22 protein-coding genes are annotated in these 20,955 nt (G+C 41.1%); 4 read left to right on the forward strand and 18 right to left on the reverse strand.

Features of this window, described 5'->3' with window-relative positions; genetic code table 11:
• The first annotated feature begins 51 nt into the window (after positions 1–51).
• Positions 52–633, forward strand: a complete 582-nt coding sequence (locus tag IGI49_RS11680; RefSeq protein ID WP_207700769.1) for a LemA family protein — start codon at positions 52–54, stop codon at positions 631–633.
• Between the two features lie 2 nt (positions 634–635).
• Positions 636–1,439: a TPM domain-containing protein gene (locus tag IGI49_RS11685; RefSeq protein ID WP_429964610.1), complete on the forward strand. Its 804-nt coding sequence runs from the start codon at positions 636–638 to the stop codon at positions 1,437–1,439.
• Positions 1,440–1,693: 254 nt separating this feature from the next.
• Here the strand turns inward: IGI49_RS11685 and IGI49_RS11690 are convergent, their stop codons facing one another.
• The 13 genes from IGI49_RS11690 to IGI49_RS11750 form a co-directional block, all read right to left on the reverse strand.
• Positions 1,694–2,881, reverse strand: coding sequence for an iron-containing alcohol dehydrogenase (locus IGI49_RS11690; RefSeq protein ID WP_429964611.1), 1,188 nt, complete (start codon positions 2,879–2,881; stop codon positions 1,694–1,696).
• Between the two features lie 59 nt (positions 2,882–2,940).
• The gene (locus tag IGI49_RS11695; protein ID WP_429964612.1) at positions 2,941–3,687 is read right to left on the reverse strand and encodes an alpha/beta fold hydrolase; all 747 of its coding nucleotides are present in this window, start codon (positions 3,685–3,687) and stop codon (positions 2,941–2,943) included.
• A gap of 55 nt (positions 3,688–3,742) precedes the next feature.
• The gene (gene deoD, locus IGI49_RS11700; protein ID WP_207700773.1) at positions 3,743–4,450 is read right to left on the reverse strand and encodes a purine-nucleoside phosphorylase; all 708 of its coding nucleotides are present in this window, start codon (positions 4,448–4,450) and stop codon (positions 3,743–3,745) included.
• Positions 4,451–4,490: 40 nt separating this feature from the next.
• Positions 4,491–5,309 (reverse strand): purine-nucleoside phosphorylase, encoded by an 819-nt coding sequence (locus IGI49_RS11705; RefSeq protein WP_429964613.1) that lies wholly within the window; start codon positions 5,307–5,309, stop codon positions 4,491–4,493.
• Between the two features lie 70 nt (positions 5,310–5,379).
• Positions 5,380–6,552: a phosphopentomutase gene (gene deoB, locus IGI49_RS11710; RefSeq protein WP_429964614.1), complete on the reverse strand. Its 1,173-nt coding sequence runs from the start codon at positions 6,550–6,552 to the stop codon at positions 5,380–5,382.
• Positions 6,553–7,137: 585 nt separating this feature from the next.
• Positions 7,138–8,091 carry an ABC transporter permease gene (locus IGI49_RS11715; RefSeq protein ID WP_207700776.1) on the reverse strand — a complete coding sequence of 318 codons (954 nt, stop codon included), beginning with the start codon at positions 8,089–8,091 and terminating at the stop codon, positions 7,138–7,140.
• Entirely contained in the window at positions 8,091–9,218 is a 1,128-nt protein-coding gene (locus IGI49_RS11720) for an ABC transporter permease (protein ID WP_207700777.1), read from the reverse strand. The genes IGI49_RS11715 and IGI49_RS11720 overlap by 1 nt, the downstream gene beginning before the upstream one ends.
• Positions 9,211–10,746, reverse strand: a complete 1,536-nt coding sequence (locus IGI49_RS11725) for an ABC transporter ATP-binding protein (protein WP_429964998.1) — start codon at positions 10,744–10,746, stop codon at positions 9,211–9,213. The genes IGI49_RS11720 and IGI49_RS11725 overlap by 8 nt, the downstream gene beginning before the upstream one ends.
• A 180-nt stretch (positions 10,747–10,926) precedes the next feature.
• The gene (locus tag IGI49_RS11730; RefSeq protein ID WP_429964615.1) at positions 10,927–12,021 is read right to left on the reverse strand and encodes a BMP family lipoprotein; all 1,095 of its coding nucleotides are present in this window, start codon (positions 12,019–12,021) and stop codon (positions 10,927–10,929) included.
• A gap of 61 nt (positions 12,022–12,082) precedes the next feature.
• Positions 12,083–12,478 carry a cytidine deaminase gene (locus IGI49_RS11735; protein ID WP_207700780.1) on the reverse strand — a complete coding sequence of 132 codons (396 nt, stop codon included), beginning with the start codon at positions 12,476–12,478 and terminating at the stop codon, positions 12,083–12,085.
• Positions 12,479–12,505: 27 nt separating this feature from the next.
• Positions 12,506–13,168: a deoxyribose-phosphate aldolase gene (deoC, locus tag IGI49_RS11740; RefSeq protein ID WP_429964616.1), complete on the reverse strand. Its 663-nt coding sequence runs from the start codon at positions 13,166–13,168 to the stop codon at positions 12,506–12,508.
• A gap of 13 nt (positions 13,169–13,181) precedes the next feature.
• Positions 13,182–14,483 (reverse strand): pyrimidine-nucleoside phosphorylase, encoded by a 1,302-nt coding sequence (locus IGI49_RS11745; RefSeq protein WP_207700782.1) that lies wholly within the window; start codon positions 14,481–14,483, stop codon positions 13,182–13,184.
• A 138-nt stretch (positions 14,484–14,621) separates the two neighbouring features.
• Positions 14,622–15,638: a LacI family DNA-binding transcriptional regulator gene (locus tag IGI49_RS11750; RefSeq protein ID WP_207700783.1), complete on the reverse strand. Its 1,017-nt coding sequence runs from the start codon at positions 15,636–15,638 to the stop codon at positions 14,622–14,624.
• A gap of 249 nt (positions 15,639–15,887) precedes the next feature.
• Between IGI49_RS11750 and IGI49_RS11755 the strand changes: the two genes are divergently transcribed.
• Together IGI49_RS11755 and IGI49_RS11760 are read left to right on the forward strand one after the other, a co-directional pair.
• The gene (locus IGI49_RS11755) at positions 15,888–16,259 is read left to right on the forward strand and encodes a hypothetical protein (RefSeq protein ID WP_429964617.1); all 372 of its coding nucleotides are present in this window, start codon (positions 15,888–15,890) and stop codon (positions 16,257–16,259) included.
• Between the two features lie 13 nt (positions 16,260–16,272).
• On the forward strand, positions 16,273–17,040 hold the full coding sequence (locus tag IGI49_RS11760; RefSeq protein ID WP_429964618.1) for an alpha/beta hydrolase: 768 nt from the start codon (positions 16,273–16,275) through the stop codon (positions 17,038–17,040).
• A 56-nt stretch (positions 17,041–17,096) separates the two neighbouring features.
• Here IGI49_RS11760 and IGI49_RS11765 read toward each other — a convergent pair whose 3' ends face one another.
• The 5 genes from IGI49_RS11765 to IGI49_RS11785 are packed head-to-tail and all read right to left on the reverse strand — an operon-like array spanning position 17,097 to position 20,946.
• On the reverse strand, positions 17,097–18,323 hold the full coding sequence (locus tag IGI49_RS11765) for a zinc-binding dehydrogenase (protein WP_429964619.1): 1,227 nt from the start codon (positions 18,321–18,323) through the stop codon (positions 17,097–17,099).
• A 16-nt stretch (positions 18,324–18,339) separates the two neighbouring features.
• Positions 18,340–19,194, reverse strand: coding sequence for a mannose/fructose/sorbose PTS transporter subunit IID (locus tag IGI49_RS11770; protein WP_429964620.1), 855 nt, complete (start codon positions 19,192–19,194; stop codon positions 18,340–18,342).
• Positions 19,195–19,208: 14 nt separating this feature from the next.
• Positions 19,209–20,021, reverse strand: coding sequence for a PTS mannose/fructose/sorbose transporter subunit IIC (locus IGI49_RS11775; RefSeq protein ID WP_207700788.1), 813 nt, complete (start codon positions 20,019–20,021; stop codon positions 19,209–19,211).
• Between the two features lie 19 nt (positions 20,022–20,040).
• Entirely contained in the window at positions 20,041–20,529 is a 489-nt protein-coding gene (locus tag IGI49_RS11780; RefSeq protein WP_429964621.1) for a mannose/fructose/sorbose PTS transporter subunit IIB, read from the reverse strand.
• Positions 20,530–20,946: a PTS sugar transporter subunit IIA gene (locus tag IGI49_RS11785; protein WP_207700790.1), complete on the reverse strand. Its 417-nt coding sequence runs from the start codon at positions 20,944–20,946 to the stop codon at positions 20,530–20,532.
• Positions 20,947–20,955: the final 9 nt, after the last annotated feature.

A 20,955-nucleotide genomic window follows, 5' to 3' on the forward strand; every position in this document is an offset into this window, starting at 1 on the left:
CTTTTGCCCAGTTTCGTGATAAAATATTGTTACTACAAGGAGGAATATACTATGAAAAAAGGTGTAAGCGGCGGCATAATCGTCTTAGTCATTGTGGGACTTTTAGCCGTTTTTGGCATCACACAATATAACAGTCTTGCCAAAGAAGAACAAGCGGTAGAAGCGCAACTAAGTCAAGTGGATAATGTCATGCAACGACGGGCAGATTTGATCCCAAACCTAGTAAATTCAGTTAAGGGCAGCATGGGTCAAGAACAGAAAGTTTTTGGCGACATCGCCGAAGCTCGCAAGGCTTACGGCAATGCGTCAACGGATAAAGAAAAAATTGAAACTAGTCAAGCCTTAGATCAATCCGTTGGAACTTTAGTCAACGTCATAAATGAAAATTATCCAGAACTAAAATCAAATGACAATGTTCAAACGTTAATGACGCAATTGGAAGGTTCTGAAAACCGAATCTCAGTCGAACGCAAACGGTATAACGAGGCTGTTCAAACCTATAACCAAAAAGTGGTTTCTTTCCCCAAAAATATTTTTGCTAATATAATGGGGTTAGGTAAAAAGCCTTATTTTGAAGCGCAACCAGGCGCTGAAAATGTACCCGAAGTTGATTTCGGAAATTCTGGTGAATAACCATGAAAAAATGGCTTTTATGGCTGTTGCCTTTGTTAGCATTGCTGCTGTTTTGGCTTCCAATATCAAGTGAAGCTGAAACATTGCCAGCTGCCCCTACTCATTTTTATTATGATCAGCTAAATATTTTATCCAATCAAACCAAGGACTTAGTTGAGAATAAAGGGTTGGTTTATAAAGAAAAAAAGGAACAACCACAGGTAGTATTGGCAACAATCAAGTCAACTGGTGGTGACGATATTGACAGCTATGCCCCCGACCTGTTTGAGAAATGGAAGATCGGAAATGCTAAGGAAGACAATGGAATTCTAATTCTTTATGCCTTAAACGATGGCGCCCGCAATGTGCGGATTGAAGTCGGCTACGGTTTAGAAGGTGTCATTACTGACAGTATTTCTGGAAATATTTTGCAGCAGGCGAAGGATGATTTAAAATCTGACGATTCTGTCCGCATCAATCGTGGACTGCAGAAAGTGTTTAACAGTGTTACTACGCTAATTGATAAAAACTATGATTATCCCGCGGATGAACATGCTTTAAGTGACAACGAATTGGCAGCAATTGAAGAGGATGACTCAGGTGGTCTGCTCGAGATTATTGGACCGATTATCTTTATCGCAGTTATCTTCATCTTATTCGGCGGTGGTGGTCGTGGTGGAAGAAATGGCCGTTATCGCGGTGGTCCTCCATTCATTGGCTGGGGTGGCGGCGGTTTTGGCGGCGGCTCTAGTGGCGGTGGCTTCGGTGGAGGCGGCGGTTTCTCTGGCGGAGGCGGTTCTTCCGGTGGCGGTGGCTCAAGCATCTAACCCAAGCTGCACAAACAAACCAGCGGATACTTTATAAGGTATCTACTGGTTTGTTTTTTGTTCACTTGAAAAACCTATTCTTCAATCACTGTGCATTAACTGACTAAGCACCCACTATGAAAGCCTAGATAATAGTTTGTGAAGATGATTTTATGAGCCAAAATTTTGTTTCTCGATTCTTCATAAATTTCATCCATAATTTTTGTGAAAAAACAGTCATTTTATCCTTATTCAGATAAAATAACTGTTCTCAATTAAACGAAGCTGCTTTCAGTCAAGCACGCCTCAAAAATATTTTCCACATCTTTCACATCCAATGGAACATAGGCGCTTGTTTTGATCGCATTATGATCAACTGCCTGTTGTGCCATAATCGCAAACTTGTCATCAGTGATTCCCACTTCTGGCAAGGTCATAGGAATACCGCAAGACTTGAAATAGTCATAGGTCTTTTGAATACCTATTCGAGCTGCCAGCATTGGTACTCGTTCTTCCACACCCCAGACATTCCAGGCGAACTGGGCAAACTTAGCAACAGTTTCATCATTTAGTACATATTCCATCCAGCGAGGAGTTAAAATCGCTAACCCAATTCCATGCGTAATATCGTAGAAAGCACTTAACTCATGTTCCATCGGATGACATGACCAAGAGCCAGTTTTTCCGTTGCCAGTTAAGCCATTCAAAGCCAGCGTGCTAGCCCACATTAGATTGGCGCGTGCGTCATAATCCTCTGGATACTGCAATGCAATCGGACAGTTTTTGATTACTGAGCGCATTAACCCTTCAGAAACTGAGTCTTGAACATCCGTTCCTTCTGTCCGTTTGAAATAGTTCTCAATTAAATGACTGAAAATATCAGCAGAACCTGCCGCTGTTTGGTATTTGTTTACTGTAAAGGTATTGGTCGGGTCTAAGAAAGAAACCTTCGGCAACATCGCTGGACTACCTAAACCTAATTTCTGATTGGTGTTTATATTGGAGATCACAGCACCACTATTCATTTCACTGCCGGTTGCCGACAGCGTCAAAATCGTCACCAATGGTAAAGCTGGACCACTAAACTTACGGCGCTGCAGCACCATATCCCACGCGTCACCCTCATACAAGGTCGCAGCAGCAACTACTTTTGCACAATCAATTGTCGAACCCCCACCAACTGCCAACAATACGTCGATGTTTTCCTCACGACAAATTTCAGCACCCTTGCGGACTGTTTCTACTCGAGGGTTAGGTTCAACCCCAGCTAATTCAAATACACGATTGCCATTGGCAGTCAACTGTTCCATTACTTTGTCATACAGACCAACTTTCTTGATACTGCCGCCACCGTATACTAAAAGTACATTTTTACCAAAATGATTCATGACTTCTGGCAACTCTGCTAAGCGATCTTTTCCGAAGCGAATATCTGTGGTTACATGAAAATTAAAGTTATCCATAAAATCCCTCCCTGTTGTCTATGATAATCCAAAAAATCAAAAAGCTAAAGCCACTCTGCTTATTCCCCATAAAACTGTTCAGCAAAAAAATCACTGATCATTTCCATCGTCGGAACTTTAACTAAATGACGTTCCTCTTCACTAATAAACGTAATATTTAATGAATCTGACTGAGACCTAACAAAGTCTGACACATGCTGATAAGGGATCTTCTCATCCTGCATCCCATGCCAAAACAGTAATGGCCGGCCAGTTGTTTTATCAGGATGAAGCGATAAATCATACGCCGCCAGCCATGAAGTTAACTGCTCATAATCCCTAGGCAAAAAATAACCGGCAGCAGTAGCATGCTGCATGATTCGATCCCGATATTTTATTGGTGAGGGCGACCCCATTACACAGGCCGCCACATCAATTTCTGGATGGGCCGTTAGCAGCATACAGGTAGTAATCCCCCCCATTGAAACCCCACCCACACCAATTTTGCCGGTAGTTAAGCCTAGGTTTTCAAAATAATCGACCAAATAACCAAACTCAAACAGATTGGTTTGGATACTATCCCAAAAAGTTAACGAAGGAATTTCCGACACGCGAACCTTTCGTTCACCGTGGTTCGCAGCATCCGGCAATAATACCCGAAATCCTTTGGCAGCTAACTTACGCCCTTGAGTCAACACTAGTTCCTTCGCTGTTTGCCAGCCATGATAATATATGATTAATGGCAACGGCTCATAAATTTGTTCTTCAGCCACAACCTCCAATAATGGAATATTGCCAACTGAACGTTTGCGAATTGTCATTTTCACAAGCATCCTCCTATGCACAAAGAACCACCTCTGCATTCAGAAGTGGCTCGTTGAATTATTTTGCGATGGCTGTTTCTAGTCCAACATGAATCATATCTTTGAAAGTATTTTGTCGTTCCTCAGCAGTAGTTTCTTCCCCTGTGATCATATGATCACTTACAGTCATGATTGCCAAGGCTTGAACATGGAATTTTGCACCTAAGTAATAAAGGATCGCCGCTTCCATTTCTACACCCATCACACCATACTCTGCCAAGCGGAATGTTGGTGACATATCATCTTTATAGAAAGTATCTTCCGATAAAACATTTCCTACATGAGTTGTGAAGCCTTTCTCTGCCGCAACTTCATAAGCTTTTTTCAACATAGCAAAGTCCGCAATTGGTGGGAAATGAAAATCTGGGAAGTGCTTCGCTACCATTGAAGAGCTGGTTACTGCTCCTTGAGCCAAAACCAAGTCACGAACATGAACATCTTCTGATAAAGCACCGCAAGTCCCCACGCGAATTAATTTCTTCACACCATAGGATTGAATCAGCTCTTGGGCATAGATACCAGCAGATGGCATTCCCATACCCGTTCCCTGAACTGATACACGTTCACCTTTATACGTACCAGTAAATCCTAACATGCCGCGAACATTATTGTAGCATTTTGCATCTTCTAAAAAATTTTCCGCGATGAACTTCGCTCGCAATGGATCTCCTGGTAATAAAATCTTGTCAGCAACTTCGCCTTCTTTGGCCTCGATATGGACGCTCATTCTTTTCTTCACTCCTGTTTTTTAGTCTCTGTTAATTTTACTATAAAACGGCTAAAGTTTCTTTTACCAATTTTTTGAAGTCTTCCTTGACGCGTTCAGTTGTTTCCACGACCTCCGCATGATTCAAGTTAGCCTGCATACCAGCTGCTAAGTTGGTGATACAAGAAATTCCTAATACCTTCAAACCATTATGAACTGCTACAATAACCTCTGGAACAGTGGACATCCCAACAGCATCTGCCCCCATTGCGCGAGCCATACGGATCTCTGCTGGTGTTTCATAAGTTGGTCCAGTGAAGCCCATATAGACGCCTTCTTTTAAATCTAGTGAAAGCTTCTCAGCAGTTTCACGTGCTTTTTCTTGATACTCTTTGTTATAAGCCGAACTCATATCCGGGAAACGTGGACCCATATTTTCATCATTTGGCCCGATTAATGGATTGGTTCCCATAAAGTTAATATGATCCGTGATCAGCATCAAATTGCCTGGAGTAAATTGTTCATTCACTCCACCAGCAGCATTGGTTACTATTACTGAATGAATACCTAAAGCGGCCATTACACGAACCGGATAGGTAACAGTTTCCATTGGATTGCCTTCATAAAAATGGAAGCGGCCTTGCATAGCTAAGACTTTTTTTCCCGCCAGTGTGCCGTAAACCAATTGACCTGCATGTCCCACTACAGTTGAAATTGGAAAATGTGGAATTTCGTTGTAAGAAATAATCACTGGATCCTCAATCTCTTCTGCCAGTTCACCTAAACCTGAACCTAAGATCAAACCAAACTCGACCTCTTCAACACCTCGTTCTTGGATAAATGCTGCTGTTTGCTGAATCTTTTCTTGTAACTCAATCATAATATCCTCCTATAATTACCTATGCTTATCTTTTGAAGACAGTAATTCTGACCTTTTAACTGACTCGTGTTTACTTTAATAATTTTAAGAAGCTTTCACCATTTTCAGTTGCTGGTACATCAAAATTTTCGGCAATCGTTGCCGCGATATCTGAATAATATCCTTGTGGTAATTTGCCTTTTCCTTTTAATTGCTTGCTATAAACCAACAAAGGAACATATTCCCGGGTATGATCTGTTCCTGGATAAGTTGGATCATTCCCGTGATCAGCGGTGATCAGTAATAAATCATCTTCCTCCATGGCATCTAAAATTTCTGGCATGCGCAAATCGAAATCTTCAATCGCATGAGCATAGCCTACAACATCACGACGATGACCGTACAAGGCATCAAAATCAACTAGGTTAGTAAAACTTAAACCGGTAAAGTCTTTTTTCATGACGTTCAGCAGTTGATTAACACCGTCCATATTGCTCTTGGTACGAACTGAATCAGTAATTCCTTGTCCGTTGAAAATATCGTTGATTTTTCCAACTGCAATCACATCTTTGCCGTTTTCTTTTAAAGAATCTAAAACAGTCTTACCAAAAGGATCTAATGCATAGTCGTGACGGTTGCTCGTCCGAGTAAAGTTCCCAGGTTCGCCTAAGTAAGGTCGAGCAATAATCCGACCAATCATGTAAGGATCGTCTTTAGTAATTTCACGTGTGTATTCGCAAATACGGTACAATTCTTCTAGTGGAATGATTTCTTCATGTGCAGCAATTTGCAGAACCGGATCAGCTGACGTGTAGATAATTAAATCACCCGTCTTCATTTGCTCTTCCCCAAAATCAGCAATAACCTCGGTCCCGCTGTATGGTTTATTTGCGCCCATAATAATTCCTCGGCCAGAAAACTCAGTAATCTTATCTAGTAATTCTTGCGGGAAGCCTTCTGGAAACACACGAAATGGCGTTTGAATATTCAAACCGGCAATTTCCCAATGTCCAGTCATGGTATCTTTGCCTACAGAAATTTCTTCCAATTTAGTTGCATAACCATCATGATTTTCTACGTCTTTTACCCCTTTTAACGGACGAATACTGCCAAGACCCAGCTGTTCCAAGTGGGGAATAGTCAATCCTGCTTCTTCTGCGATATGTCCCAAGGTATCTGAACCTACATCATTAAATTTATCTGCATCTGGTGCTTCACCAATCCCGACTGAATCCATTACAACTAAATGTATGCGTTTAAACATTTTCTAATTCCTTCTTTCTGATTGATTTGTTCCAATGATAAAACGAAAGACTTTTGTTAGAAGTCTTCGAAATTAAACCTTAACTCATCATTCACTTTCCAATCTTAGACAAAATTCGTTATTCATCTAAGAATCGAAGGTCAACTTTTGTTGTTACAGTATATTTTGTTTCTCAGACTAAGTAAAGTGAGGGTGATTACCAACTAAATAAGAACTACGAAAAGTTGGACTGAGAACTAACTCACTAGTAAAGTGGTAATTTTTCTGAGAAAAAAAACTGCTATTTTTGTACGTATCTCATCCAACTAAACAGCTTAGTTTATTTGATAGTCATGAATATGATTATCAACTATGTCCAAACTGCGAAAAGTTGGACTGAGAAACTAACTCACTAGTAAGGTAACAATTTTCTTAGGAAAATTGTCTCATCTTCATACGTATACTATTCCACTAAGAACTTTTGCTTTATACAGTCTATACTTCATGTAAAACTACTTTAGCTAAATAAACTGCAAAAAGTGGAACTAGCAAAGGGCGCGACTAAGAAACGTGTCCCATAGTCCCACCCTTTGATACAAAAAGTTTTTATTTTGACTTGATGTAGTTAACACCATCTGCTTTTGGTGCAGCGGCTTTTCCTAGGAATAACACTAGAACTACAATTGTTAATACATATGGTGCTGCTTGCAGATAGACATCTGGAATTTCAGAGATCAATGGTAAATTAGCTCCAGCAATACTTAGGTTTTGGGCAAATCCGAAGAAAATTGCCGCACCCATTGCACCTAATGGATTCCATTTACCAAAAATCATCGCTGCCATTGAGATAAAACCTTGTCCGGCGATGGTAGTTGAAGCGAAACGTCCAGCGATTGACTGAGCAAAAATCGCACCACCCATCCCACCAAGGAAGCCTGAAATTAGAACTCCTGAGTAGCGTAAAGCATACACATTAATTCCTAGCGTATCTGCAGCCAATGGATTTTCACCCACTGAACGCAGGCGCAAACCAAACTTTGTCTTGAAGATAATGAACCAAGAGATAACTGCTACCAAGATAGCAAAGTAAGCCGGTAAACTTGTATTGTTAAAGAACAGATCGCCAATTACCGGAATTTTGCTAAGACCAGGAAAACTGAAATACCCAAATTGTTGTTGAATGGTATCCGTTTGACCCTTCCCATAAATAACCTTGATTAAAAAGATCGTTAAAGGAGGTGCCAGTAAATTCATTACCGTCCCACTGATAATATGATCGGCTCGAAAATGAACAGTTGCTACTGCGTGCAACAGGGAGAAGATTACTCCGGCTATCCCACCTGCCAGCACTCCAAACCACGGGGTCATAGCTCCAAGCTGATCCGCGAAGCTTAAATTGAATACCACAGAAGTGAAGGCACCCATTACCATGATTCCTTCCAAACCAACGTTTACAATCCCGCTTCGTTCAGAAAATACGCCACCAAGAGCCGTTAAGATCAGAGGCGCTGAATACACTAACGTTTGGGTAATTAATGAACTTAGTAATTGCATATTCATTACAACTCGCCCCCTTCTTGATTTTCCTCATTTGGCTTACTTTTTTCCTCAACAACTTCCACCTGTTTTTTACTTCCAGAAACCTTTGCCAAACCTAAACGAACAACATAGTTAATGGCAACAAAGAAGATAATTAATGGAATAACACTGTTTGCTAGTTCGCTTGGAATTCCGGCAAACTGCATCCCTTGTCCACCAAGCTTCAGTACGCTGAATAGCAAGGCCGACAATAATATTCCGATAGAGCTGCCGTTTCCTAGCAAGGAGACGGCCATTCCGTCAAACCCAATACTGATTGATGCTCCCTGCACAAAGTAATTATTGAAGGTACCAATCCCTTGAACAACACCACCCAGACCTGCCAAAAGTCCTGAAATAATCATAGAAACAATAATTGTACGTTTGCTGCTCATCCCTGCATATTCAGAAGCAAATGGATTCAAACCAACCGAACGAATTTCAAAACCTAATGTTGTTTTCTTCATTAAGAACCAAACAACTACTAAAAAGATCAATGCCAAAAAGATACCCAAATTGATTCGGGAGCCGCCAAAAATTTGTGTGAGCCATGGTGCCCGGAGTGTTCCGTTCATGCCAACGATTTTGGTTACCCCTTTGTTTGAGATAATATCCTCAGACATGACATTGTTGACAATATGATTGGCTACATAGAGTAGTACGTAGTTCATCATAATTGTTACAATAACTTCACTTGTTCCAAAAAATGCTCGTAAAACCCCAGGAATTGCAGCAGCTGCCGCTCCGGCTAAGGCGCCAGCAATAATTGCCAGCCCTACAACTACAATTTTAGGAGAATCTGGCATGCTTAAAGCAACCCAAACACTAGCAACCCAGCCGCACAATGCTTGTCCAGAAAGCCCGATATTAAAGAATCCTGCTGAGTTCGCTACCGAGAATCCTAACGCAGTGAATATTAAAGGTGCTGCACCAACTAGGATTTCTCCTACGGACATCGTACTTTGAAAGGCCGCACTAAACATCGCATTGTATCCAACAATCGGATTATAACCGGTTATCAGCATCAATAACGCGCCCAAAACGAAGCCTAAAACAACTGAAATAATTGGTACTAGTATATTTCTGATCCTCTCTGCACGATCATTCATTTGCCTCACCTGCCTTCTGTAATTCTGCCCTTGCTTCTTCCAAGCTATAACCAGCCATTAACAGACCTAATTCATTTTCAGAGGTTTCTTTTGGATCAACGATCCCAGTGATTTCTCCTGCATGAATTACGGCAATTCGATCAGAGACATTCAAAATTTCATCTAATTCAAAACTTACTAAAAGAACCCCTTTATTTTTATCTCTTTGTTCTACTAGACGTTTGTGAATATATTCGATCGCCCCTACGTCCAGCCCACGAGTTGGCTGAGAGACAATCAACAAATCTGGATCGCGGTCAACTTCACGAGCGATGATCGCCTTTTGCTGGTTACCACCTGATAGTGAACCAGCAGGAGCTTTTTCACTTGTTGTACGTACATCGTATTCTTCAATTAACCGAGTTGCATATTTGTCCATTTCGCTGTAATTCAAGACACCCGACTTGCTTAAAGGTGTACGATAATAAGTTTGTAAAGCGATGTTTTCTGATAAAGATAATTGCAAAATCAATCCGTACTTGTGACGGTCTTCTGGCACATGCCCCACTCCAGATTCAGTGATCTGACGAGGCTTCTTACCTGTGATGTCCGCACCGTTAAGTGTAACGGAACCACTTTCCACCTTACGCAAACCCGTTAATGCCTGAATTAATTCCGATTGTCCATTGCCATCAATTCCGGCGATTCCCAGAACTTCCCCGCGATGCACATCTAAACTAAGTTTTTTAACAGCTTCCAGTCCACGACTTTCTTTAACGACTAACTCCTTGACTGATAAAACTACTTCTCCTGGAGTTGCCGGTTTCTTGTCAGTTTTAAAGGAAACCGAACGACCTACCATCATATCAGCTAATTGCTGTGAGCTGACATCTGCTACGTCAACAGTTCCGATGTATTGCCCGCGTCGGATAACAGAACAACGATCAGCTACCTTCTTAATTTCATCCAATTTGTGAGTAATCAAGATAATTGATTTGCCTTCCTTAACCAGCCCGTCCATGATTTCAATTAATTCATCAATTTCCTGTGGTGTTAATACGGCTGTTGGTTCATCAAAGATCAGTACGTTTGCGCCACGGTATAAGGTTTTCAAGATCTCGACCCGCTGCTGCATCCCTACTGAAATATCCCGGACATATGCACTTGGATCAACCTGCAGCTTATATTCCTGCGACAATCGCTGGATTTCTTCAGCAGCTTTCTTCTTGTCCAATGTAATTCCGCTGGTAGGCTCACTGCCTAAAATGATGTTCTCGGTAACGGTAAATGCATCTACCAACATGAAATGCTGATGGACCATTCCAATTCCCAGTTGGTTGGCTCTAGTGGGACTGGAGATATCGACCTTTTGTCCGTCCATTAAAATCTCACCAGAAGTGGGTTGCAATAACCCTGACAAAACATTCATCAGTGTCGATTTTCCGGCACCGTTTTCCCCTAAAAGCGCGTGAATCTCGCCTTTGCGGATCTGCAGATTGATATTGTCATTGGCTTTAAAGGTGCCAAATTGTTTGGTGATGTTGCGCATTTCAATGACATATTGTTCTTCTGCCACTCTTTTTTCACATCCTATCACTTTTTAAGACCTAGACATCCATTAACTATCAAAGGGGTTCTTCCCTTAATTAAACCGCGCACTCTGTGCAGCTTAATTAAACAAAGAAGGATACCATAACCTCTAAAAAGAGGTTATGGTAAAACTATTTATTTATGGTTTTTCTGGAACTTTTACATCGCCATCGCTGACTTTTTCTTTAGCTTCGTTCACTGCAGTTTTTGCTTCATCAGATAAGAAACCATCTGTTAATGAAACGCCGCCGTCTTTCAAACCAAATACTAAGTGTTCGCCACTAGGGAATTTGTCGTTCAACGCACGAGTGGAGATATCTTGTACTGCTGCACCCACACCTTTAAGTGTTGAAGTTAAACAGAAGTTGCTTTCTTTATCATCTTTGTCCTTGTATTTACCTTCATTTTGTTGGTCGCTATCTACACCGATAACCCAAACTTTGTCATCTGCTGCAACTTTTTCGTTACGAGCTTTTGCTTCTGAGAATACACCATTACCAGTACCGCCTGAAGCATGGTAAATTACGTCAATATCATTATCAAACATGTTTGCTGCCAAAGCTTTCCCTTTTGCAGGGTCACCAAATGATGCTGCGTATTGAACATCTACAGGAATTTCTTTGCCCATTTCTTTAGCAGTGTCTTCTACACCTTTAACGAAACCAGCTTCGAAACGGTCAATAACGACGCCTTCTTCTCCACCGATGAAACCAACTTTGTCAGTCTTAGTTGTATGAGCTGCTGCTACACCTGCAAGGTAAGCTGCTTCATTGTCTTTAAAGGTTGCTGAAACAACGTTATCTTTGTCTTCAATAACAGAGTCAATAATTACGAAGTTTGTGTCTGGATTTGTGTCTGCTGCTGCTGAAATTGGATCAGCCAATAGGTAACCTACACCAAAAATTGTTTTGAATCCGTTAGAAACTGCTGAATCAATGTTGGTCGTGTATTGTGATGCATTGTCTGATTGGATATAATCATATCCGCCAGTACCGCGTTCAATTTTGTGTTCTTTACCCCAGGCTTGTAAACCTTCCCAAGCTGATTGGTTAAATGAACGGTCATCTACCCCGCCGATGTCTGTTACGATTGCAACACTGTGATCTGCATCGCCGCCTGAAGCTGAACCGCCGCCTGATGAGTCAGTTGTGCCGCCACCGCCGCCACATGCACCTAGTAATAGCACTGAAGCCAACGCCACTGCGCCTAGACCAAATAATTTTGCTTTTTTCATTTCTGTAAAGCCCCCTAAAGTATGGTATTTTTTCAACAGTCAGATGACTGAATGAACAAGTTTATAAATCTTTGTCGGTAAACATATATGGCAGTAATCCTTCAACGGTTATTTCTTTTTGAACACCGTTGTCACCGACTAAGGTTACTGGCATGCTTGGTTCACAAAATTCTGCCATGACTTGACGACAAGCTCCGCAGGGAGAAATTGGTTGGGGCGTATGCCCCGCAATCACTAAATGGCTGAATTCCCTTTCCCCTTCAGATACAGCCTTGAAAAAAGCTGTTCTTTCTGCACAATTGCTTAAGCCGTAAGAAGCATTTTCAATATTTAAACCTTGATAAATTTTACCATCTTTTGTAACTAGACAAGCACCTACTGGAAAATGTGAGTAAGGTACATAAGCCTTGTTTAAAGCGTCGACTGCTACATCGATCCATTCCTTTTTTGCTGTCATGTTGTCTCCTAATTGCTGAATTTGAAATTAGTAGCCTGTTCCAGATAAACCGTTCATGATCGCTACGCCCGAGCTGGCACCCAAACGAGTCGCACCGGCTTCGATCATTGCCATTGCTTCTTTTGCGTTGTGAATACCACCAGAAGCTTTCACACCCATTTCTGGACCCACAGTTTCCCGCATCAGCTTCACATCTTCAATAGTTGCTCCTCCAGTTGAAAAACCAGTCGATGTTTTAACAAAATCTGCACCTGCTGCTTTTGCTAATTCACAGGCTTTGATTTTTTCATCGCGGTCTAACAGAGAAGTTTCAATAATCACTTTTACTAAAGCTTGATCCTTCGCAGCATTTACAACGGCTTCGATATCTTTTTGCACCTTACCGTAATTACCATCTTTCAATTCGCCGATGTTGATCACCATGTCTACTTCATCTGCACCATTTTCAATTGCATTTTTGACTTCAAAAGCCTTCACTTCAGAAGTGTTAGCCCCTAGAGGGAAACCAATAACGGTACAGACTGCAACCGGTGCACCTTTTAGTTCCTTAGCTGCCATGCTTACCCAAGTAGGATTAATGCAGACTGAATAAAAATGATATTTTTTTGCTTCTTCGATAATTTTCATCACATCATCCTTCGTTGCATCTGCCTTTAAGATCGTGTGATCAATCATTCGATTTAATTCCATGTGTTCCATCCTCTCATTCGGTAACAATACCGTGTATTAATGTTGGTTCAACCGCTTGGCTGCCAATTTCAATATTTTCGTAAAGTAGTTTTTCTACCTCTTGAATATCTTCAGTGTTAGCATAAATAGTTAACAGCGATTCACCGGCCACTACCTCTTCACCGATCTTTTTGTGAAGCTTGATACCAACTGCATGATCAACAGCATCTTCCTTAGTTTTGCGTCCGGCACCTAGCAGCATTGCTGCAATTCCAATTTCATTTGCCACCAGTTTGGTTACATAGCCAGTTTCTTTGGCTGGCAGCTCGCTTTGATAACGGGCTGTCAACAATTTTTCAGGATGATCCACTACTGAGCTATCACCGCCTTGGTCTTCAATCATTTCGCGGAATTTTTCTAGTGCCTTACCAGAATCCAGTGCTTTCTTCAACAGTTGTCGTGCCTCATCTAATGTTTCTGCTTTGCCTGCTAATACTACCATTTGACTGCCCAAAACATAACACATTTCAGTTAAGTCCTCTGGGCCCTCACCTTTAAGTGTATCAATTGCTTCAACAATTTCCAAACTATTCCCTACTGCCTCACCTAAAGGCTCCGACATATCAGAAATAACAGCCATTGTTTGCCGACCTGCCAGTTTGCCGATACGCACCATCGTCTGCGCCAATCGTTTTGCGTCATCCAAGTTCTTCATGAATGCACCTTCGCCAGTAGTCACATCCAACACAATAGCATCCGCGCCAGCAGCGATCTTCTTACTCATGATAGAACTGGCAATCAATGGAATAGATCCAACTGTTCCAGTTACATCCCGCAGTGCATACAGCATTTTGTCAGCCGGTGCTAAGTTCCCCGATTGACCAATCACAGCAACCTTACTCTTGTTGACAATGTCAATGAATTCTTGATCGGATAACTCGATACGAAAACCAGGAATGGATTCAAATTTGTCTAATGTACCACCGGTAAAGCCAAGGCCTCGTCCAGACATTTTAGCAACAGGTACACCCACACTAGCTACTAAAGGTGCTAAAACCAATGTCGTTGTATCTCCTACACCGCCGGTAGAATGTTTATCCACCTTAATTCCCTCAATGGAGGAAAGATCAATAATTTCTCCAGAGTTTGCCATTGCTAAGGTTAAGTTGGAAATTTCTTCATCTGTCATATCCTGATAAAAAATGGCCATCAATAAGGCACTCATCTGATAATCAGGGATTTCTTTGGCTGTGTAGCCGTTAACAATAAATTCAATTTCATCTTTCGTTAAGGTTTTTCCATCACGTTTCTTCTCGATCAAGTCCACCATTCTCATAGCATTGCCTCCAAACTTCAAACTAATTATACATTAAAAAACCAAAAGGTAAACCACTTTAGTAAAACAGTTTACTCAAAACGGAAACGCTTTTAGGAAACGCTACCATCGTTACTATAACGAGAAGAAGCTAAATTGTCAAGCCTCAACTATTCTTTCCACACTCTCACGAATAATTAATTTAGTTTGGAAGATTTTATTCGGGATTCTCTGAGAAGGAAAATTGATTGCGTCCACTAGAAATTTAGCTGCTGAAAATCCTATTTCAAAACTCGGCTGGAACACTGTTGTCAACGGCGGTACCATGTATTGACTGACTTCTAATCCATCAAACCCCACAACCGAAATATCGTCGGGAATTTTACGTCCGCTTTCGTAAATTGCCTGATAACAGCCAATCGCCATTTCGTCATTTCCACAAAAAATAGCAGTAATTTTATCATTTTTTAGCAATTCTTTCGCGGCTTTATAGCCTCCAGCAATTGTCATATCTCCTTTACTAATGTAGTTCTCATCAAAGGGAAGCTGATATTCAAAGATAACCTGCCGATAAGCATTTACTCGTTCAGACAATTGATAGTAACCTTCTGTTTCCTTAAGCATCCCAATATGACGATGGCCATTATTCACCAGCATCCGAACAACTTCTTGTGCTCCCGCATACTCCTCTACCAAAAGCTGGCCCCAGTCACGTTCGTTTAGTCCACGGTCAATCAACACGATCGGACGATCACAATAAAAATCACTTTCCAATGACTGTTCGGGGGATAGATGGCTTGGCGTTGCTAGCAAAATACCATCTACTGAACGGTGAGACAATTCATTTAGATAACGAATTTCTTGCTCCTTATCATGTCTTGAATTGCATAGGATAATCATATAGCCTAGCGGATTTAGGTAGCTTTCCACCCCTTCAATAATCTTAGAGAAAAAGAAATCTGTTACATCTGGAACAATCATTCCGATAGTTTTGGAATGTCTGTTAATTAAATTTGCTGCAAAAAAGTCCGGTTTGTATTGGTATTCCTCTACAATCGATAAGACTTTCTTTCGCGTCTGCTCACTGAAGCGACTGCCTTTATTATTCAAAATTTGTGAAACTGTCGTTACTGAAACACCAGCCATCTCTGCAATCTCTTTTATTGTGATTTTCATCCAGCATTTCCTTTCACCTGTTTTCCCTCAGTTTAGCAAAGAGATATTTAGAAAGAAAGCATTTTTCAAAAAATCCTATATTTAAAGAAATCAGAAACTCAGAATCCTAATCTTTACTTTTATTAAAGACTATCCTTAACAGGTAAAAATGTTTTATAAAAAAAGAAAATAGGCGTAAGTTAGATAATAGAAATTGGTAACATTTAAAACAAACAATACTCTAGGCACTCACAGAAAGTAGGCAGAAAAATGTTAGATGTTTTAGGAGCTATTAAAAACTTAAGTTGGAATACGGAACATCATTTCCTGCATATCAAAAATCAGCATGAATTCATACGGATTTGGGCTGTTCAATTTGAACTAGGCTACACGGATTTCCGGACCATCCAATTAACTTTACAACTGGATCAGCAAACCGATTTACTGAAGCAATTTACTCAGGCATATGACGCTGTTTATCAATATGAATACTCTTTTGTAAAAGGTGGTTTGGATGGATTCAACCAAGAATTTGGTGATCAAATTGATTCATACGATCATGCTCATCAAGAGTTATTGGCAATTTTACAAAAAATAGCAGAATTGCAACCAGAAAGAACACCTGAGAACGATCTAATTTAGGGAGGGCATTGGAATGAAGAAAGATGTTGTTTATGATCAAAAGAATCAACTAACTTTAGATATTTATGAGCCTGATAAAATCGATTCAGCGATTATTTTAATCCACGGTGGCGGCTGGTTCCGAGGCGATAAAAGCAAGGAAACAACTTTGGCAGAAAGACTGGCTGCTGACAATTTTCTAGTAATTGTATCTAATTATCGTCTAGCACCAGATCATCTTTTCCCGGCTGCTCGAAAGGACCTTCTGGCAGTCTATGATTGGTTGGCTGGAAGTGACTATCATATTGCAAATAAAATAACTGCATTGGGTTCATCAGCTGGTGGCAATTTGGCGATTGAATTAGCTTTATCTAAAGGTATTCCAGCAGCATCTTGGTCAGGAATTATTGACTTGTATGATTGGGTAGTTGAACACCCTGAAGTGGTTGCCTCCCAAAATCAGAAGCCTCATTTTGATCAACAGGATAGTTCCAAAATCGATCAGGACGGCTCTAACGATCCATTCTACAAATGGTTCATTCTAAACTATGTTAATCAGGATCTGGACTTACTGAAGCAGGCCGATCCTTTATCACGAGTTTCCGCCAATAGTGGGCCGCTTTTCTTGGCCAACTCCTTGAGTGAGCTGGTACCATTATCAGGAGTTTACAAGCTGCAGAAATCTTTGGCAGAACAAGGTGTTCCCTCTGAAATTAAACTAATCAAAGGAACTGTCCACGGCGAAGGTTATGCTGAGGAAGCGTACACTAATACGGTACAATTTCTTAAAAGCTCTTTATAAACAAAAAAAGAAGACTGGCCGATCCCTTATGAAATTGATCGGCTAGTCTTTCATGTTTATATTTCAGGATAACTTTTCAGTAAATACTCTTCTGCTTTCTTACTCCAAATTCCGTCAGTTTCAGCTAGAATTTCTCCTAACTCAGAGTCTGGATCAATTTCCGACAGTTTGGTTAAGTCACTTTGTTTATGAGTGTAAACCAATTTTTTACCACCACCAATTGCTGGTTGATTCAATGTCGTTTCAGCCACTGCATCCAGCCCTAAAATGTGGGTAACCACGTTCGCTACCTTAACCTGTTTATCTTCAATCAACTTCACCGCTTTACGCATGTCTTCAGTATTACCGCCTGAAGTTCCTACAAAATGAGTAAATGAATAATGTACATCGTAGAAATTCACTTTGGCTGAAAATTCTTTATTTTGTGGACCAGCAAAGAAATTCAAACAACCATCTGGATTTAGCATATCTGCCGCATCAGTTACAACCTGTTCCGCTGGTACCATTACAAAGATATCATCAAAGCCACCGTCAATTTTTTCTTTAAGTAAAGCTACCTGATCTTCTACTGCACCAACATTTACGTATTGAACTGTAATACCGTCTTGACTTGGGTATAGTTTTTCCGCCCGAGCCAATTTTTCAGGATCGCGGTCGGTAACAATCAATTGCTTCGGACGAATCGGTCCATGCAAAGCATAATCAATAGCCAACAGACCCATTGGACCAGTACCGCCCATGATTAACAAATTCCCATCTGGTTTAATCCCCATTTGGTGTTCATAGCTGCCGTCTTTTAAATGATAATTTGCTTCAAAAGCACCAATCACACAAGACAAGGGTTCAATCAGTGATCCTTCAAAATACGTCTCCCCCTTGTAAGGAATCAAGCAATCCTGATTCATTACATCTTCTGAAATAATAATGTAGGTAGCATCGCCACCGGTATAAGCATACGAGTACCCTGGGCAATCAGGACGATCTGTTAATTGCAGGTTGGCCTGTACAACATACCGTTCGCCTTTTTTGTATTTGTGGGCCCATTTGCCGCCGACTTCCAGCAGTTCACCACAAAATTCATGACCGACAATGATCGGATTATCTGCTACATTGTCTGGTGCTTTCTTGTGATCGCCGCCCTGATTGGCCAGCTTCCAGGTAGACATGCAGATACTGTCAGTAATAACTGATGCTAAAATTTCATTGTCTTTGATTTCTGGTAATTCAAATTCTTCCAAACGCAAATCTTTTTTGCCATACAATCGAACTGCTTTCGTTTTCATCATTATCCTCCAATATTTACGCTAAAATTCCTAATCCGTAGCCGATAATCCCCACCGCAAACAAGACAAAGATCAATACAATGGGGCTGACTTTTTTCTTCAATAAGCGCATCATTAATAGTGTTAAGCCTAGTGCTAAAAGACCTGGAACTAAATCATCCAATACATTTTGCACCGTTGTAATAACTTCTTGACCATCGGCACCCGCAGTTCTGGAAACAACCAGCGGTATATTAATAGTGGTCCACTTGGTAACCAGTACGCCCATAATGAATAAGCCTAAGATTGTGGCACCCTCGGTTAATTTTTGCAGCAAGTTGCCTGACAGATCCGAAACAATATCCATTCCTTTTCTGAAGCCGTAAGTTAATCCAAACCATTTCATGGAGATCCGCACCGCATTAAAAGCAAAGAAAAACAATAGTGGTCCAAGAATATTGCCACTTAATGCCAGGGACGCACCCATCGCTGCGGTTATCGGACGTAAGGTTCCCCAAACTAGTGGATCACCTACGCCACAAAGTGGTCCCATTAATCCGATCTTTAAGCTGTTGATGGTTCCTTCGTCAATATCTGCCCCAGAGGCTTTTGCTTCCTCCATCGCCATGGTCACACCAATAACCGGTCCACAAACCGCTGGTGTTACATTGAAGAATGTCATGTTGCGTTTCAGTGCTTCAGCTTGTTCTTCTTTTGTATGATAAACTCTTTTAATTGTTGGAATCATGTCCACACAAAATGCTAAGGCATGAATTCGTTCGTAATTAAAGGATGCCTGTTGAAAGTTTGAAAAAAAGAACGTACGCATTAAGTCCTGCTTAGTAATTTTTGACTGCACGGGCGCTTTAGTTTCTGTTACCGTAGTTTCCATATCGTTAACTCCTCCTAGTCCTCTAGTTCATCGTCTGCTAAATCGCCGCCGGCTACTGCTGCTACCATTCCGCCAGCAGCTTCCTGCTTTTTAAAATTCGGATTCAATTGTACATAGATTAACGCAATGATTAATCCGACAATCCCGAAGGATAATAAACTGAAATCCAAGTATCCGCCTAAAACAAAGCCTAAGAAGAAAAATGGCATCAGATATTTTACGCTCATCATGTTCAAGACCATCGCATAACCGACTACTACGATAAAGCCACCCGCCACTGCCAAACCACCAGTTACAACGTCTGGAATCATATTCAACATGTTTGTTACCATTTCAGCACTAACAAAAGCTGCGACAATTGTTGCCGGAATAGCTACCCGCAAAGCCTGAACGAACAAGGCACTAAAGTGTATAAAGATAATCTTGTTAAAGTTCGCTTTCTCAGCCTCACGATCCGCTGCATGCTGGAAGGCCACCGTAATCGTTCGAGCAAAGACCGTCAAAACTTGTCCGGCTGCCGCAACTGGCAAGGCAATCGCAATCCCTGCTTGGATATCCTGATGACCAACTATAACGAGAATCGTTGAAATGACGCTGGCCAAAGCTGAGTCTGGAGATTGAGCTGCCCCAATGTTCATCCAGCCTAATGCAATCAGTTCTAAGGTTCCGCCTAGAATAATTCCTGTAGTTACGTCGCCTAAGATTAACCCTACTACGGTACAGGCAATCAATGGACGATGGGTTTGAAATTCATCTAATACACTGCCCATCCCGCAAATACATGAAAAAAGAAAAATAAGAACAATTTGAATCATTGATAATTCCATTGGTACTTAACCCCTCTCTTTAAAAACCAGCTTCTTTTAATTTCGCTTCAAAGTCACCTTTTGCATCGGTCGCTACGACGCGTAAATCCAACTCCACACCCATTTCAGTCAGCTTTCTAAACGCCACTGCATCCTTTTGATCGATTGAGACAGCCTTCGTTACCTGAGTCCGGCCATTCTTAAAGTGCATACCGCCAATGTTAATTGATTGAATAGGCACGCCACTCTCCACCATTGCCTGTACTTCTCCTGGATTGGTAAACAGATAAAAGACTGTTTCATCGGCATATTTAGGATTGTTGTAAACCTTGACTGCTTTTTCGACATTGACGATATTGGCTTTGATTCCTGGAGGTGCCGCTTGTTTTACCAGTGTACGACGTACCTCATCATTGGCTACCTCTTCACTAACTACGATGATTCGTTCCGCACCAGCCTCTTTGGCCCAAACAGTTGCCACCTGTCCATGAATCAATCGGTCATCAATACGTGCTAACTTGATTTGCATTTAGAAATCCTCCTCTTCTTCAATTAATTGTTCGCTAAAAGATTTGACTGTATCGCCAGCAACACTTGTAATATGTTTCACAATGCTAGATAAATTATTTCCTTGAAGCATACTAGCTGCCTCTAATACTAATGGCAGAGACATTCCTGAAACAACTTCAATAGTCTGTTGCGTATTTTTCATGGCAACTGCACAACTTGCATTGTAAGGAGTCCCACAAAATAAATCAGCTAAAACTAAATAATCGGCTGTTTCATCTGTCATAGCTTGGCTGATTTTCTGCTGGATTGAGTCCAAGCCTTCCTCCTTCAAAAATTCCACTGACTGGAAATCCGAGAGCTCACCGAAAATCATTTCGGCCGAGCGTTTCATCTCATGAGCTAGTTGGCCATGAGCCACTAAAATTACTTTGTTCATCTTCTTCAC

This window comes from Enterococcus sp. AZ071, assembly GCF_050499065.1.
In the GTDB taxonomy this organism is placed as follows: domain Bacteria; phylum Bacillota; class Bacilli; order Lactobacillales; family Enterococcaceae; genus Enterococcus_A; species Enterococcus_A ferrettii.